Raw genomic sequence first — 14,254 nt, 5'->3', positions numbered from 1 at the left:
GTGTGGCGTCCCGCGACCGGGATTGGCCCGGCCCTCCGCAGCCTGACTAAGCTCGAAGCACCGTTCCCGAACCCCGCCCGCGGAGGTGGCCGCATGAGTGTGTCTCGCGCACCCGACGTGAGCGTGATCGTGATCGTCTACAACGACGCGGCCCGACTGCCGCGCGCGGTGGACTCGGTGCTGCGTCAGACGCTGGACAACCTCGAGATCCTGATCGTCGACGACGCCAGTTCGGACGACAGTTTCGCGGTGGCGGAGCGGTTCGCGGCCGAGCACCCGGACAAGGTGCGAGCGATCCGGCTGCCGCACAACAGCGGCGGATGCAGCCGACCCCGCAACGAGGGCATCGACCAGGCCCGGGGCACCTTCGTGATGTTCCTGGACAGCGACGACACGCTGGACCGGCACGCGTGCAAGAACATGCTGGTGGCCGCCGAGGAGACCGGGTCGGACCTGATCTCCGGGCTGTGCGTGCGCGTGCACGAGAGCCGCAAGGGCAAGCAGACCCCGTGGTACCCGGAGCTGTACGCGGAACGCGCGGTGCTCGAGTCGCTGGACGAGCGCCCGGAGTTGCTCTACGACACGCTGTCCACCAACAAGTGCTACCGGCGTGCCTTCCTGGACGAGCACGAACTGCGCTTCCCCGAGGGCCTGCACTACGAGGACCTGCTGTTCTCGGCCCGTGCCTACCTGGCGGCGAACCGGATCACGCTGATCCCCAACACCGTCTACCAGTGGCGGGTGGTCGAGGACGCGAAGGTGCGTTCGATCTCCAACCGCCGCGGCGAGCTGCGTAACTTCGCCGACCGGCTGACCATCCACCGCCGGATCGACGAGGAGTTGCACGGCGAGGAACACCGGGCGCTGAAGCTGCGGAAGGACATCAAGTTCCTCCAGCACGACCTGGTGCTCTACCTGTGGGGCCTGCCGTTCCAGACCGAGGAATTCCGTCGCGAGTTCATCCCGATGGCCCAGGAGTACCTGGCCACGCTGGACCCGCGCGCGTTCCGCCAGGCCAAGCACATCCCGGCGCTGGCCGCGTATCTGGTGCTGCGCGACGACTGGCCGAACCTGCTCACCGCGATCGACATGGTGCTCAACCGCACCAAGGTGTGCGCGCCGCTGCACCGGCAAGACGGCCGGGTCTACTGGTGCGCGGAGCACCTGGACGACGAGCTCGGTCGCGCGGTCCTGGACGTCACCGACCTGGTGACCTGGTCCAAGCCGCTGAACCTGGTCTGGCTGGGCAACGACCTGACGCACTACTCCTCCTCCGGCGGCTCGCTCCGCCTCGCCGGGCTGATCGTCAATCCGCTGGACCGGATCGCGCCGACCGCGAAGCTCTCCGCCCGTCTGGAGTTCCGCTCCCGGCGCAAGAAGCTCGCGATGACCACGGTGCACGTCCCGGTGGACTCGATCCGGCACACGCCCGAGGGACTGGTGTGGGAGACCACCGTCGACCTCACCCGCACACTGCACCCGGTCGGGGTGCTGGACCCGGTGTGGGACGTGCGGATGGACCTGACGGTCGACGGCGTGGTGACCACGAGTCGTATCTTCGCCACCTCGCTGCCCGAGGACGCGCGGCGGATCCCGATCCGGCCCCGGCTGAGCAAGGCCGTCGGCGACCACGTGGTCCCGTTCATCACGGACAAGGGGCACCTGTCCTTCACCATCACGCACGAGGGCGCGATCGCGCGCAAGGGCCGCGAGTTGGTGCTGCGTACCGCAGACAGCCCGTTCGGTCACAAGCTGGTCGCCACCGCCCGCAAGCAGATCACCCGGACCGGGGCGCGCAAGCGGGAGGCGTTCCGACTGGCCCGGACCGCGCTGGCCAAGCTGCCGGTGCGCAAGGGTCTGGTCGTCTTCGAGAGCCACCTCGGCCTGCAGTACAGCGACAACCCGCGCTACATCCACGAGGAACTGCGGCGCTCCGGTGCCAGGTTCGAGGCGGTGTGGGTCTACGCGGAGAGCCGGGCGGGCTTCCCCAAGGACGCCACGCTGGTCAAGCGCGGCTCGTGGGCGCACTACAAGGCGCTCGCCCAGGCCGAGTTCTGGATCGACAACCAGGGCGTGCTGGGTGACGCGGTGAAGAATCCCGGCACCACGTACATCCAGACCTGGCACGGCTCCGCGCTCAAGCGCATGGGCTTCGACATGCCCTCGGTCAAGCAGTCCGACGCCGCGGCCCAGGCCCGGTTGCAAAAGGGCGTGGACCGCTTCGACTACTTCGTGGTCCGCTCCGAGCACGACGTCGACACGCTGATGGCCGCCTACCGGCTGCGCGCCGAGCCGCTGCGCGTGGGCTACCCGCGCAACGACGCGCTGGCCGACAAGGACGCCGGGACCGCCGATGTCGAGGCGCTGCGGGCCGAGTTGGGCCTGGTCGACGATCCGCGCCGGATCGTGCTGTACGCGCCGACGTTCCGGCCGCGCGGCGAGGACGAGGACTTCGAGATGCCGTTCGATCTCGAGCGCTGGGTCGCGGAGCTGGGCGAGGAGTTCGTGCTGCTGGTGCGTACGCACTACCTGGACGAGGTGGAACTGCCGCCGTCGCTGGCGGCGGACGTGCGCGACGCGTCCACCACGCACGACGTCACGCCGCTGTTGCGGCTGGCCGACGTGCTGATCACCGACTACTCGTCGCTGATGTTCGACTACGCGCTGCTGGATCGGCCGATGGTGTTCTACACCTACGACTACGACGCCTACACCCGGCAGTCGCGCGGTGCCTACTTCGAACTCGCCGAGCAGGCGCCCGGGCCGCTCGCCGGCGACCAGGACGCGCTGTTCGCGGCGATACGCGAGGTGGAGGGCATGCGCGAACGCTACGCGGACCGGCGCCGGGCGTTCGTGAAGTCCTACGGCGAATACGACCGGGGCACCGCCGCCAAGGAGATCGTCGCCCGCTTCTTCCCGACCGGGGGCGCGCAGTGAGCGAGGCAGCAGTGAGCGAGGCAATCGTGACGCGCACACCGCGCGACATCTTCATCGTCTGCAACAACATCGAGGAACTCGGCGGGCTCCAGCGCTGGGCGCACCACACGGCGGGGATGCTCCAGGCGAGCGGGCACACCGTGCACCTGATCGGCGTGGTGCACCCGGAGACCGTGCACGACTACGGCCGTGATCTGCCGTATCGCACCAGCGTGCTGCACCGCGTGCACCCGCCGTCGGCCTGGGGTCCGCGCACCGTGCGGGATCGGCTCAACGTCGGCGCGCAACGCCGCGAGATGTTGCGCAAGGCGTCGATGCGGCAGGCCGCCGACCGGCTGACCGCGTTGTTCCGCGCGGCCCGGCCGGGCGCGATCGTGATCGCGCCGCAGGTCTGGGCGATGGAGTGGGTCGCTCTCGCGGACACCTCCGGGCTGCGGGTGATCGGGATGAGCCACGAGTCGTTCGAGGCGTCCGCCAACTCCTCGCGCGCGCGCCGGGTGCGCCGCTGGTTCGCCGACGTGGACCGGTTGCTGCTGCTCACCGTCGAGGACGCGGACGCGTGGAGCCGGGACGGGCTCAACAACGTCGACGTGCTGCCGAACCCGCTGCCGATCAGGCCGCAGACGTTCTCCGAGCGGGCCGATCCGCTGGTGGTGGGGCTGGGTCGGCTCTCCTTCGAGAAGGGCTACGACCTGCTCCTGGAGGCGTGGGTCGAGGTGGCCCGGCGCAATCCCGAGTGGCGGCTGCGGCTGTACGGGTCGGGTCCCGAGGAGGGCCGGCTGCGCGCCCAGGCGGCGGCGCTCGGCCTGACCGGCACCGTCGAGTTCGCCGGGCAGACCGCCGATGTCGAGGGCGCGCTGCGCGAGGGCTCGGTGTTCGTCGCCCCCTCGCGCGCCGAGGGCTTCCCGATCTCGCTGATGGAGGCGATGGCGATGGGCGTGCCCAGCGTCGCGTTCGACTGCGCGCCGGGCGTGCGCGAGATCCTCACCCACGAGCGCAACGGTCTCCTGGTGCCGCGGGGCAACACCCACGAGTTCACCGCCGCGCTGGAGCGCCTGATCCGCGACCGCGACCTGCGCGACCGGCTCGGCAAGCGGGGGCTCGAGGACGTCACCCGGTTCGCGCCGGAGGCGGTGCTGGAACGCTGGGAGCAGATCTTCGACTACGTCTACCGGTGAGCCCGCCCGGCGGGTCGACCCCGCCGGGCGGATCGGGTCGGTCGGGTCATGACGCCCGGCGGCGGCGGAGCCGGGCGCCCAACACCTCGCGCACACCGACCCCACCGCCCGCGTGGCGAATCGCCAGCGAGCGGCTCGCGGTCCGGTAGAACTGCACGAACGCGACTCCGTGCCGCAGGTCCGGGCGCAACCGGCGGCCCAGTCCCGTCCCGGCCCGAACCTTGGTGACCAGCGGCGGGCCCTCGGCCAGGTGCACCCGGGCCCACACGTCCCACACCGTGAAGGGCTCCGCGCCGGCCAGCACGGTTCCCTCGACGGTGACGGTCGTGGACCAGCCGGACGCGTCCGCGAGACCGCGCAGCAGCCCCTCGCGCACGCCCACGGCCCGGACCTCGATGCCGTGTCGATCGCGCAGTTCCAGGTCGAGCCGGACCGGGCCGGCCGCCGCGAGCCGGCCGTACAGGTCGTGCACCGTGACGTCCAGCGTGTTGCCGACCGTGCCGCGCACGTTCGCCTCCACGACCGCGGGCAGGTCGGCGGGCGCGATCTCCGCGAGCCCGTCCAGGACCACCTTCGGTCCGGTCTCGTCCCACACCGGCGTGCCCGCGTGCTCCGGGTACGGACCGATCAGGCGCGGCGGCTCGGCCGCCAGTTCGGCGAGCCGCGCGACGCCCGCGGGCGTCTCGTGTGCGGCGATCACGGCCGCGGCCCACCGAGCGGTGGGGAACGCCCGCGCGAACGCCTCGGGTTCGAAGGAGGCGAGGTGTGCCCGGCAGGCGCGCCACCACTCCTCCCGGTACTCGGCGGTGCGCGCGCCCAGGTCCCGCAGGTACAGCCGCAGGTCGTGCTCGAGGAACTTGGTCAGCGCCGCCGCCCGCAGCGCGGTGCGGCCGGCCTCGGTGAAGATGTCCACGACCTGTCGGTGCGCGTCGAGCCGGTCGAGCCAGTTGGCCACCCGGTCCCGGCGCAGCGAGATCGAGGGGTCGCCGCCGTCGCGGCGCACGTGCCACGTGTACACGTGGTCCGGCACCACCGCCAGGCGGGGCCCGGCCGCGTACACGCGCGCCGTGAACACGAAGTCCTCGTAGTGCGCGGCGCCGTCGGGAAAGCGGATGTCGTGCTCGAGCAGGAACGCCCGGTCGTAGAGCTTGTTGACCGAGAGGGTGTCCCACACCGTCTCGGGTCGCAGCTCCGGGTCGGCGTGCACGGCCGCGGTCGTGAACAACTGCGGCTGCCAGGGCACATCGCGCACCCTGGGCAGTTCCCGGCGTACGCACAGCCCGGCCACGACCTCGGCGTCGTGCGCGTCCGCGGCGGCCGAGAGCACCGCCACCGCGCCGGGCGGCAGCACGTCGTCGCTGTCCAGGAACACGATCCGGGCGGCGCGCGCGGCGCGCACCCCGTCGTTGCGCGGGGAGCCGCATCCACCGCTGTTGTCCGCCCGGCGCACGATCCGCACCCGCGGATCCTCGGCCGCGAGCCGCGCGCACACCTCGGGCGTGGCGTCGGTCGAGGCGTCGTCCACGATCACCAGCTCACCCACCACCTCGCCCTGCGTCAGGGCCGAGCGCACCGCTTCGGCGAGTCGGTCCGCGTCGTTGTACACGATGACGACGACGCAGACCCGGAGGTCGAGGGGCTCGCTCATGTCACTTCCTGTCGGGCGCGTCTTGCGGGCTCTTGCAGCCGTTGGCGGGGAACGGGATCCGCGGCACCGACGCGAGACGCTCGCCGGGCTTGAGCATCGGCTGGGCCTTGAAGTCGTAGGTGCACCGGGTGGGGTTGCTGAACAGTACTTCCAGCCGCAGGTCGGGGCGGTCCCGCCGCAACGTCTGCAGGGTCGCCAGGGTCACCGGGTCGTCGGTGACCACTCGCATCGGCAGCTTGGGGAACTTGACCGCGATGCGCTGGGTGAGTTGCTCCGGGGTCTCCTGGTTGCCGTAGGTGGGCTTGGTCTGCCACGCGGTGCCGAGGTTGCGCGAGAGCACGTCGACCCACAGCGTCCCGTAGTAGTTGGCCTGCCAGTCGTTCTTCATCTGCACTATCGTCGCGTGGCCCTGGGGCTTGGGCTGGGCCTTCATCACGGCCAGGATCAACTGGGCAAGCCTGGGCTGGTCCATCTTCTTCTCGAAGTAGCCCACACCCCAGCTGAGATCCTTCGGCGGCTTGCGCCAGACCTCGCGGTCGGGGTTCGCGTTGTAGCCGATGGAAACCACCACGCACAGCGCCAGCGCGCTCGCGGTCAGCGGACGGGTGAACGGCTCGGCGACCCGCGAGCGGGCGGCGAAGTGGCCGGGCCGCCATCTCGGCGCCACGAACCAGGTACCACCCAGGCAGACCAGGCCGACCACGATCAACTGGTGCAGCAACTTCTCGTAGTAGTAGGAGGTCTCGCCCAGGATGCGGCTCTGGTAGAGGTACATCAGCGCGACGATCCCGGTCGCGCCGCCCAGCCACAGGATCGCCATCCGCCGGACCGGGTGGCGCCACGCGGACCGGGAGGCCAGACCCAGCGCGGTCACGAAGACCAGGACCACGATCAGGTGCCGGATGGTGGGGCTGATCCCGCCGCCCGCGTTCAACGAATCCGACTTCACCGACTCGCTGTTGAGGATCGGCAGGTACAGCGCGCCGACCGCGGTGACCACGACCGCGCCGACGGTCCACAGCGGCTGCACCCACAGTCGCTTGCGGTTGCCCACCACCCAGACCAGGAGCAGCACGCCGGCCAGCGGCAGGAACAGGTAGTAGGTAAAGGACAATCCGGTGGTCAGCGCGGCCAGCACGCACATCTGCTCGCGCAGCCGGGGAAGCGGTCGGGTGGTGACCGCGACCATCAGCGCGAGCAGGCCGAGCCCGACGAACTCGCTCGGGAACCCGCGCAGGAACATCGACATGCCGTCGCCGAAGTACAGGTACGCGGCGGCGGCGCCGCCGACCACGACATAGCGCCACGTCGACAACGCGGGTCCGGCGATCCAGCGCATCGACCACAAAACCGCGAAGACGAGGAAGACGAATGTGGCCGCGTAGAAGTAGACGAAATGGTTCAACGCGGTCGTGCCGGAACCCGCGGTGGTGCTCGAACGCAGGAAGTTGTCGAACAGACTCATCCCGAAGTGGCTGCCCTGCGGATAACCGAAAAGTTCATTCGTCAGTCCGGTTCGCGTTTCCGAGCGATTCAGGAACGTGTAACCACCGGCGGTCCTGATCGTGTCGTAGAGCGCGAAATGCCGGCCGAGGTCCTCGGCCACCGCGACCAGGGACAACCGGCCGACCAGGCCGCGACCGAGGTAGGGATAAAGGGTCCCGAAGGTGACCACCGCGGTCAGCGCCGCGGTCACCACATCGCCCGGGGCCAGGATCCGCGGCAGCGCCGGACGGCGGCCGGCGACCACCGCCACGATCGACACGGCACTGAAGCCGACTCCGGCCACCGGCACCGGGTGCAGGCCCCACGGCCACACCGAGAACACCAGCCCGGCCAGGCAGGTCGCGCCTGTGACCAGGGCGAACGCGATGACCAGCCGGTCCGTCACGGTCCGCCCCGAGCGCAGCAGCGACGCCACGAGGCCGACGAAGAGCACCGGCAACACGACCGCGACGTGGGCCGCGTAGGCCGCGATCGGCACCAGCCAGGACAGCGCCAGGGCGGCGAGCAGGATCAGCACTCCTCGCACCAGCCTTCCGGATCCACGGGGTCGAGGCGGGCCCGGCGAGGCGACCGAACCCATCGGTGGAGCGGTCGTCCGCGCGCTGTCTGAGACGGTCACGAATCCTCGTTCGGTCCGGGTGAAACACACGTCCTGGGCCGGGCAAGGATATCGCATGGCATAAACGAGCCGAATTCAGACCTTGATGAAGTCCCATTTTTGGGCGTCCCCGCCGCCGGGCGGTGCCTGAAATACATCTCCGCCCGGTGCGCGGGCTCCGGTGAGCGCCATACCGGAATGCGCGAACAGCAGGCCGAATCCGCCGGCGACATCGCCGCGCACGCGCAGCGCCTGCGCCGGGTCCAGGGCCCGCGCGGCCAACCGGGGCACACAATCGGCGGTCGTGGCGGCGCCGGGGATCGCCACGATCCGGTCGCCGGCGACCGGGAGCAGCCCCCAGCCGTACCGGATACCGGCCAGCCGGAACACGGTGCCCTCGTGGCCCTTGGCCGCCGCGGCGGTCAACGGGGCGTCGGGTTCCGGGCGTACGGTCAACTCCAGCCCGTTGCCGCGATTGCGGATGCGATATCGCGGCCCCAGATAGGGATGCCCGGCGATCGGGGCGGCCCGATCGGGAACCGGCATCGGGAGCACGAGATCACGGCGCCACGCGGCGTTCGCGAGATAGGACTTGTGCAGCCACGGACCGTATACCTTGCTGCGCTTGGCGTCCGCGTCGTATTCGGTGTAGATGGCGAATGCCTGCTTTTTCTTCGCCGCCTGTTCGGGGCTCAGATTCGGCGGTTCCTGCTGGATCGTGTAGTCGCGGTGATATACGACGGGCGACGCCGGAACGTCCTGCTCCAGGGCGTACATCACCATGCGGGCCACGGCCACGTGATCCTGGTGGAATCCGCCCACCGGATCCGGGTCGCCCTGGAGGTCGGAGGTCGGATCCAGCGTGTTGACCCGATCCGGCTTGAACTCGTCCCGCACCCCGCGCAGAAAGGCGGCCAGGCCGTCGCGGTCGAACTCCTGGGCCGGGAAGGCGTCCCCGGGGCGGGTGGCGATCCGGGTGTTGTCGGCGTACAGACCCCACATGCGTTTCGCGCCGAGCGGAGTGCGCATGAAGCCGTCCGGAATCCGGGTCTCGAGTATGGACACCCGATCCCCCAGCGTCCACAACGTCGCGCGCACGCCGCCCATGTCGTAGGGCTGCGCCTTCCACTCGCCGGGCTTGGCGCCCACGGTCTGCGCGTAGGCGTCGCGCAGACCCGCCTCGCGATCCTTCATGTACTTCGGATAGTCCGCGTAGTCCGAGGCGTTGAAGTACACCGTGCGCAGCGCGGCGCCCGCCGCCAGGTTGTCCAGCAACTCCGGACTGAGGAACAGCAGATCGTCGTCGTGGTGCGCGACCACGTTGAGCACCCTCGATGCGCCGGAGCCCGCGGGCGCCGGGCGGACGGGCCGCGGCTTCGCGGTCCCGCCCCGGTCGAGCAACTCGACCGCCCCGATCGCACCCGCGCCACCGAGCGCGAGAGCGCAACCACCGACAAACACATTCCTGCGCGATACGACCATCTTCGGACTCGGGTCCACTTCCGTGTGCGTGCGGCGCGGCCCGGTCGTCCGCCCGAGAATCGAATCAGCTGGTCGAGATGTGCTCGGAGGCCGGAACCTCGGCGACCTCCGGCGGCTCGGCACCCTCCGTGAGCTCGACCCGAGCCGGCGCCGGCGGCCGGTTCGCGTTGAGCAACTGCGCCTCGCGGATGGCCACGCTGCGCGCCAGGTCGGTGATCTTCTTCTCCAGGGACCGGAACCGCATGAAGGTGTTCATCGCCATGAAGGCGACACCCACTACGAGGCCGTAGAGGATCAAGTCGGTTCCACGACCGACGCCCACCTTGTGTGCGAGCCACGTGGTGTCGGAGGGACGAATCACCGCGTAGGCGTTCACACCGACGAACAACAGGAACGCGATGCGCTTCCAGGCCCGGGTACGCACCTGGTCCCACTGGATGACGAACAGGGCCAGCAGGCCCGCGGCACCGAGGAGGAGAATTCCCTGGATCAACATACGATCATTTACCCCGCTGCCGAACCGACATGTCAAAGAGGATGTTCACGCCATTGATGAGCGATTGCCCCTTGGCTTTCGAGTACTCGGTGTAGATCACGGAGACGGGCATCTCCGTGATCCGCAGACCCGAGCGCGCCAGGAAACCGACGATCTCCGACGCGTGCGCCATTCCGTTCATGCTGATGCGCAATCGCGCCGCAGCCTCTCGATTGAAGACGCGCAGTCCGTTGTGCGCGTCCGTCAAGCGGAGTTTGCGCGACGTGAGACTCAACGCCGCGACGGTGCGCAGAACGATTCGCTTTATCTTGGGGATCTCCGTGGTGGATTCCAGGAATCTGGATCCGAGCACGACGTCGACATCACCCACCCGCAGGCGTTCGATCATGGCCTGGGCATCCTCGACACGGTGTTGCCCGTCCGCGTCGAAGGTAACGAAATACCGGGCACCGGGTTGGGCGAGCGCGTAGGTCATTCCGGTCTGCAAAGAGGCGCCCTGGCCGAGATTGACCGGGTGCTTCACCAGATGGGCGACGGTTCCGAAGATCTCCCGGGCGGAGTTGTCCGAACTGCCGTCGTCCACGCAAACAATGTTCGGGAATACTAGAGATGCATCCGTGACGACTTGGGCGATGACCTGATCTTCATTGAAGACAGGAATCACCAACCATACGTCGCTGTAGTCCCGCACCAGACACTCCAAGAGATGAGTTTTCGCTACCGCGTCTGATTATTCCGAGCAACAATCCGAAGGGACGAACCGACGCGCACTCGGCCCGGCCCGCGCGGCCTCCGGTCGATCATCGGTCGAACCTGTCGCCTCGTATGTCCAGTAGACTCGCGAAGCTATGGGCCCATCACCTCAGAGGATCCTAACCGATCGGCTGCCTGGTAGGTCGCCCTTGATCGCCTGTACGGTCATGTCCTGAGGGCCCGAGCGGTCCGTCGAGCGGCGACGCGGGTGGGTCCGATCCCCCATGCCGCCCCATCCATCCCAACTTCGCATCGGCCGGGTCACCGTGAATCTCGTAGTACGCGCCGTCCGGGCCCTGCCCCCGGGCACGCTCCGAGTCGGCATCGGCGTCGTCGTCCTGGGCGCCGCCTCATATGTGCATCTCGCACTCGCCGGCCACACGCTGTCCTCCGACGGCATGGCAAATGTATCGGTTTTGTGGACGATCGCATTCTCGGTGGGATATGGATTTTATACCCCTGTCGAGCAGGAGATCACCCGAATCGTCGCCGCCCGGAAAATAGGGGGCGAAGGGGCCGCGCCCGTGCTGCGGCGGGGAATGATCCTCGCCGGCGCAATCCTGCTGGCCGTGCTCGTGGTGGTCGCCGCCGGGGCCGTGCCGATCTCCGATCGCCTGTTCGCCGGACAGCGCAGCATGCTCGTCGCGCTGGCGGGCGCGTTCCTCGGGCTCGCCGCGACCGCGGTCACCCGCGGAATCCTCGCCGGACTCGGCCTGTTCCGCGAGTACGGCGCGCAGCTCGCGATCGACGGCGGCCTGCGGATCGCCTTCGCCGTCGCCCTCGGGGTCGCCGACGTGCAGTCGGCGCTGATGTTCAGCCTGATCCTGACCGCGGCCCCGCTCCTGTCGGTCCTGGTCACCCTGCGACCGGTGCTGCGGCACGCGCTGCCGGGGACCACCGTGCCGTGGAAGGCGATGTACCAGGGCCTGGCCCTGTTGATCGTCTCGATGATGTTGTCCCAGATCGTGGTGAACATCGCGGTCATCAACGTCAAGCTGCTCGAACCCGGCGAGGTCGAGCTGGTCAGCGCGTTGCTGTCGGCGATCGTGCTGGCCCGAGTGCCGCTCTTCGTCTTCAGCTCGCTGCAGACCTCGCTGCTCCCGGGGCTGGCCGGCGCGCACGCGGCCGGGAATCGGGCCGCGTTCCGCCAACTGGTGCTGCGCAGTTGCGGAATCGTCGCGGTCCTGGGGCTGGGTGGCGGGCTCGTGGCCACGGTCGCAGGCCCGTGGCTGGTACCGACGCTGTTCGGCGCGCCCAGGGTCCTGGGCACCGCGGACTTCGCGTGGTTCTCCATGGGCACCCTGTGCTACATGCTCGCACTCGTGCTGGGACAGGCCCTGATGGCCCAGGGCGCCCACCGGCAGCAGATGTGGTCCTGGGTGGTCGGCGTCGCCGCGCTCGTGGCGGTGACCGCCTCGCCGGGTTCGATCCAGCTCCGGGTCGAGGCGGCCTACCTGACCGGCTCTCTGGTCACCACGCTGATGATGGCGTTCCTGCTGTGGAGTCTGGGAAAGCGCGATGTGGGGCACCATGTGAGCGATGCCCGACGGGACGACGCGTTGCGGGGTACGCCGTCCGACACAGTCGTGCAGGCCTGACAAGCACCTCGTTCACTCAACTCGGATCCGGAGATGGTGTTGGAAACGATCGACGTCGCGATGCCCTACTACGGCGACGTGGGCATGATGCAGCAAGCCGTCCGAAGCGTCATCGCCCAGACCGACCAGAACTGGCGCCTGATCGTCACCGACGACGGCTCCGAACCCGGTGTACCCGAGTGGTTCGCGAGCCTCGAGGACAGTCGTATCGACTATCGGCGCAACGACCACCGGTTGGGTGTGACGAAGAACTACCAGAAGGTCCTCTCGCTGGTCGAGAACCCGCTGTTGGTCTTCATGGGCGGGGACGACGTGATGCTCCCGCACTACCTGGCCACCGTGCGGGACTGCCTGCGGGAGTTCCCGGACGCGAAGATCGTGCAGCCCGGCGTGCAGGTCATCGACACCGCCGGCAACCCGGCGATGCCGTTCGTCGACCAGGTCAAGCGGCATCTGTTCGCGCCCAAGGCGCAGGGCCGCCGGCTCTACGGCGGTGAGGACCTCGCGGTCGGACTGATCCGGGGCAACTGGCTGTACTTCCCCTCGCTGGCCTGGCGCAGCGACATCGCCAAGAAGGTCGGCTTCCCGGACGACCTGGACGAGGTGCACGACCTCGCCATGGTGATCGACGCGCTGTGCCTGCACGCGACCATGGTGGTCGACGACACGGTCTGCTTCCGCTACCGGCGGCACGCGGTCAGTCACTCCTCCGCCGCGGCCACCAGTGGCCGCCGGTTCGTCACCGAGCGGACCTACTTCACCGGCATGATCGAGCGCTTCGAGGCGCTGGGCTGGCACCGCGCGGCAGCCGCCGCGCGCAACCACATCGGCTCGCGGCTGCACGCGCTCACCCTGGTGCCCAAGGCGGTTCGCCGCGGGGACAAGGGCGGGGTGCGCAACCTGACCCGGCACGCGTTCGGCAACCCCCGCGCGCACTGACGGCACGAGCCCCCGACGACGCGGTCGCGTCGTCGGGGGCTCGTGCTGTCGGCGCTCGTGCTGTGCGGACGCCGGCGCGGTCCGTGCCGGGCGGCGGGGTCCGCGTCGCGGCGGCGGGTCAGGACACCCGCTCGCCGGCGTGGTGGGCCCACAGGCGTTCCATCGCGTGGCCGAGCGAGTGTCGCGGCCGCCATCCCAGCAGTTCGCTCGCGTGCTCCAGGGACATGCACTGCCACTGCTCGTCCGGGCCGGGGTCGGGCGATTCCTCGACCAGTTCGGCCGGCACGCCACTGGCCTCGATCAGCAGGCGGACCAACTCGCGGGCGGGCACGCCGGCGCCACCGCCGACGTTGACCACTCCGCGCGCGCTCGACTCCGCGGCGGCGACCGTGGCGGCCACGACATCGTCGAGGTCGACGAAGTCCCGGCGCGCGCCCAGCGAGGCGAAGGTCAGCCGCACCGGCTCGTCGAGCCCGGCGCCCGCCGACAACTTCGCGGCCACACCGCCGAGCAGGCTGTGCCCGGGTTGGCCGGCGCCCACCACGTTGCCCACCCGCAGCACGATCGCGTCCAGGCCGCGCGATTCGACCGCCGCGCCGATCCGCTCGGTGCAGCGCAACTTCAGCTCGCCGTAGGCCATCGCGGGCCGCGCCGGGGAGTCCTCGCGGAGCACCGTGCCGACCGGGACCAGACCGTATTCGTGCACCGTGCCGAACTGCACCAGCCGCGGGGCCGGGGTCAGCAGCGCGATCGCCTCGATCAGGTTCTCCACCAGGGTCAGGTTCGCGCCGACGAGTTCCTCGTCGTTCAGCCCCCACATGCCGCCCGCCGCGTTGATCACGTGGGTGATCCGATGCTCGCCCAACACCTCGGCGACGACCTGCGGTCGGGCCTCCTGGACGTCCAACGCCACGAAGGTCGCGGCGAGCGGTGTCGCCGGCTCGCGCCGACCGATCGCGACGACCTCGTGGCCGCGTTCGGTCAGGGCGGCGCACAGGGGGCGACCGATGAATCCGCTACCGCCGAGGACGGCGACCCGCGCAGGCACGGCCTGCGGGGCGGCGCCGGTCGGTTCAGCCATGGTGCGATTCTCTTTCCGTCGAGGCCGCCGAGACGCGG

The 14,254-nt window shown here is 69.7% G+C and carries 10 protein-coding genes; 4 read left to right on the top strand and 6 right to left on the bottom strand.

What is annotated here, in order from left to right; genetic code table 11:
- The first annotated feature begins 93 nt into the window (after positions 1-93).
- Together ACIRL2_RS29705 and ACIRL2_RS29700 are read left to right on the top strand one after the other, a co-directional pair.
- On the top strand, positions 94-2,937 hold the full coding sequence (locus tag ACIRL2_RS29705; protein ID WP_402236044.1) for a CDP-glycerol glycerophosphotransferase family protein: 2,844 nt from the start codon (positions 94-96) through the stop codon (positions 2,935-2,937).
- A gap of 11 nt (positions 2,938-2,948) precedes the next feature.
- Entirely contained in the window at positions 2,949-4,115 is a 1,167-nt protein-coding gene (locus ACIRL2_RS29700) for a glycosyltransferase (RefSeq protein WP_402236041.1), read from the top strand.
- 46 nt (positions 4,116-4,161) lie between these two features.
- Here ACIRL2_RS29700 and ACIRL2_RS29695 read toward each other — a convergent pair whose 3' ends face one another.
- From ACIRL2_RS29695 to ACIRL2_RS29675, 5 genes are all read right to left on the bottom strand, one after another.
- Positions 4,162-5,763 carry a glycosyltransferase family 2 protein gene (locus tag ACIRL2_RS29695; RefSeq protein WP_402236038.1) on the bottom strand — a complete coding sequence of 534 codons (1,602 nt, stop codon included), beginning with the start codon at positions 5,761-5,763 and terminating at the stop codon, positions 4,162-4,164.
- A gap of 1 nt (position 5,764) precedes the next feature.
- A complete protein-coding gene (locus tag ACIRL2_RS29690; RefSeq protein WP_395864436.1) occupies positions 5,765-7,795 on the bottom strand; it encodes a hypothetical protein in 2,031 nt (676 codons plus the stop codon).
- Between the two features lie 168 nt (positions 7,796-7,963).
- Positions 7,964-9,187, bottom strand: coding sequence for a hypothetical protein (locus tag ACIRL2_RS29685; RefSeq protein WP_395864438.1), 1,224 nt, complete (start codon positions 9,185-9,187; stop codon positions 7,964-7,966).
- Positions 9,188-9,413: 226 nt separating this feature from the next.
- A complete protein-coding gene (locus ACIRL2_RS29680) occupies positions 9,414-9,845 on the bottom strand; it encodes a DUF2304 domain-containing protein (RefSeq protein WP_395864440.1) in 432 nt (143 codons plus the stop codon).
- 4 nt (positions 9,846-9,849) lie between these two features.
- Entirely contained in the window at positions 9,850-10,536 is a 687-nt protein-coding gene (locus ACIRL2_RS29675) for a glycosyltransferase family 2 protein (RefSeq protein ID WP_395864442.1), read from the bottom strand.
- Between the two features lie 328 nt (positions 10,537-10,864).
- Between ACIRL2_RS29675 and ACIRL2_RS29670 the strand changes: the two genes are divergently transcribed.
- Both ACIRL2_RS29670 and ACIRL2_RS29665 read left to right on the top strand, forming a co-directional pair.
- On the top strand, positions 10,865-12,196 hold the full coding sequence (locus ACIRL2_RS29670; protein ID WP_395864443.1) for a lipopolysaccharide biosynthesis protein: 1,332 nt from the start codon (positions 10,865-10,867) through the stop codon (positions 12,194-12,196).
- A 33-nt stretch (positions 12,197-12,229) separates the two neighbouring features.
- The gene (locus tag ACIRL2_RS29665; RefSeq protein ID WP_402236033.1) at positions 12,230-13,135 is read left to right on the top strand and encodes a glycosyltransferase family 2 protein; all 906 of its coding nucleotides are present in this window, start codon (positions 12,230-12,232) and stop codon (positions 13,133-13,135) included.
- Positions 13,136-13,253: 118 nt separating this feature from the next.
- On the opposite strand, the gene ACIRL2_RS29660 is transcribed toward ACIRL2_RS29665, so the two are convergent.
- Entirely contained in the window at positions 13,254-14,216 is a 963-nt protein-coding gene (locus ACIRL2_RS29660) for an NAD-dependent epimerase/dehydratase family protein (protein WP_395864447.1), read from the bottom strand.
- Positions 14,217-14,254 lie beyond the last annotated feature (38 nt).

It is taken from the genome of Embleya sp. NPDC127516 (assembly GCF_044765325.1).
Classification (GTDB): domain Bacteria; phylum Actinomycetota; class Actinomycetes; order Streptomycetales; family Streptomycetaceae; genus Embleya.
Note: the sequence above shows the minus strand (reverse complement) of the source record. Positions and strands in the feature narration are given on the sequence as shown.

Bases quoted from the DNA above. Each gene is read 5' to 3' on its own strand.
- ACIRL2_RS29705 (WP_402236044.1), top strand. From the start codon at position 94: ATGAGTGTGTCTCGCGCACCCGACGTGAGCGTGATCGTGATCGTCTAC.
- ACIRL2_RS29695 (WP_402236038.1), bottom strand. From the start codon at position 5,763: ATGAGCGAGCCCCTCGACCTCCGGGTCTGCGTCGTCGTCATCGTGTAC.
- ACIRL2_RS29680 (WP_395864440.1), bottom strand. From the start codon at position 9,845: ATGTTGATCCAGGGAATTCTCCTCCTCGGTGCCGCGGGCCTGCTGGCC.
- ACIRL2_RS29665 (WP_402236033.1), top strand. From the start codon at position 12,230: ATGGTGTTGGAAACGATCGACGTCGCGATGCCCTACTACGGCGACGTG.
- ACIRL2_RS29660 (WP_395864447.1), bottom strand. From the start codon at position 14,216: ATGGCTGAACCGACCGGCGCCGCCCCGCAGGCCGTGCCTGCGCGGGTC.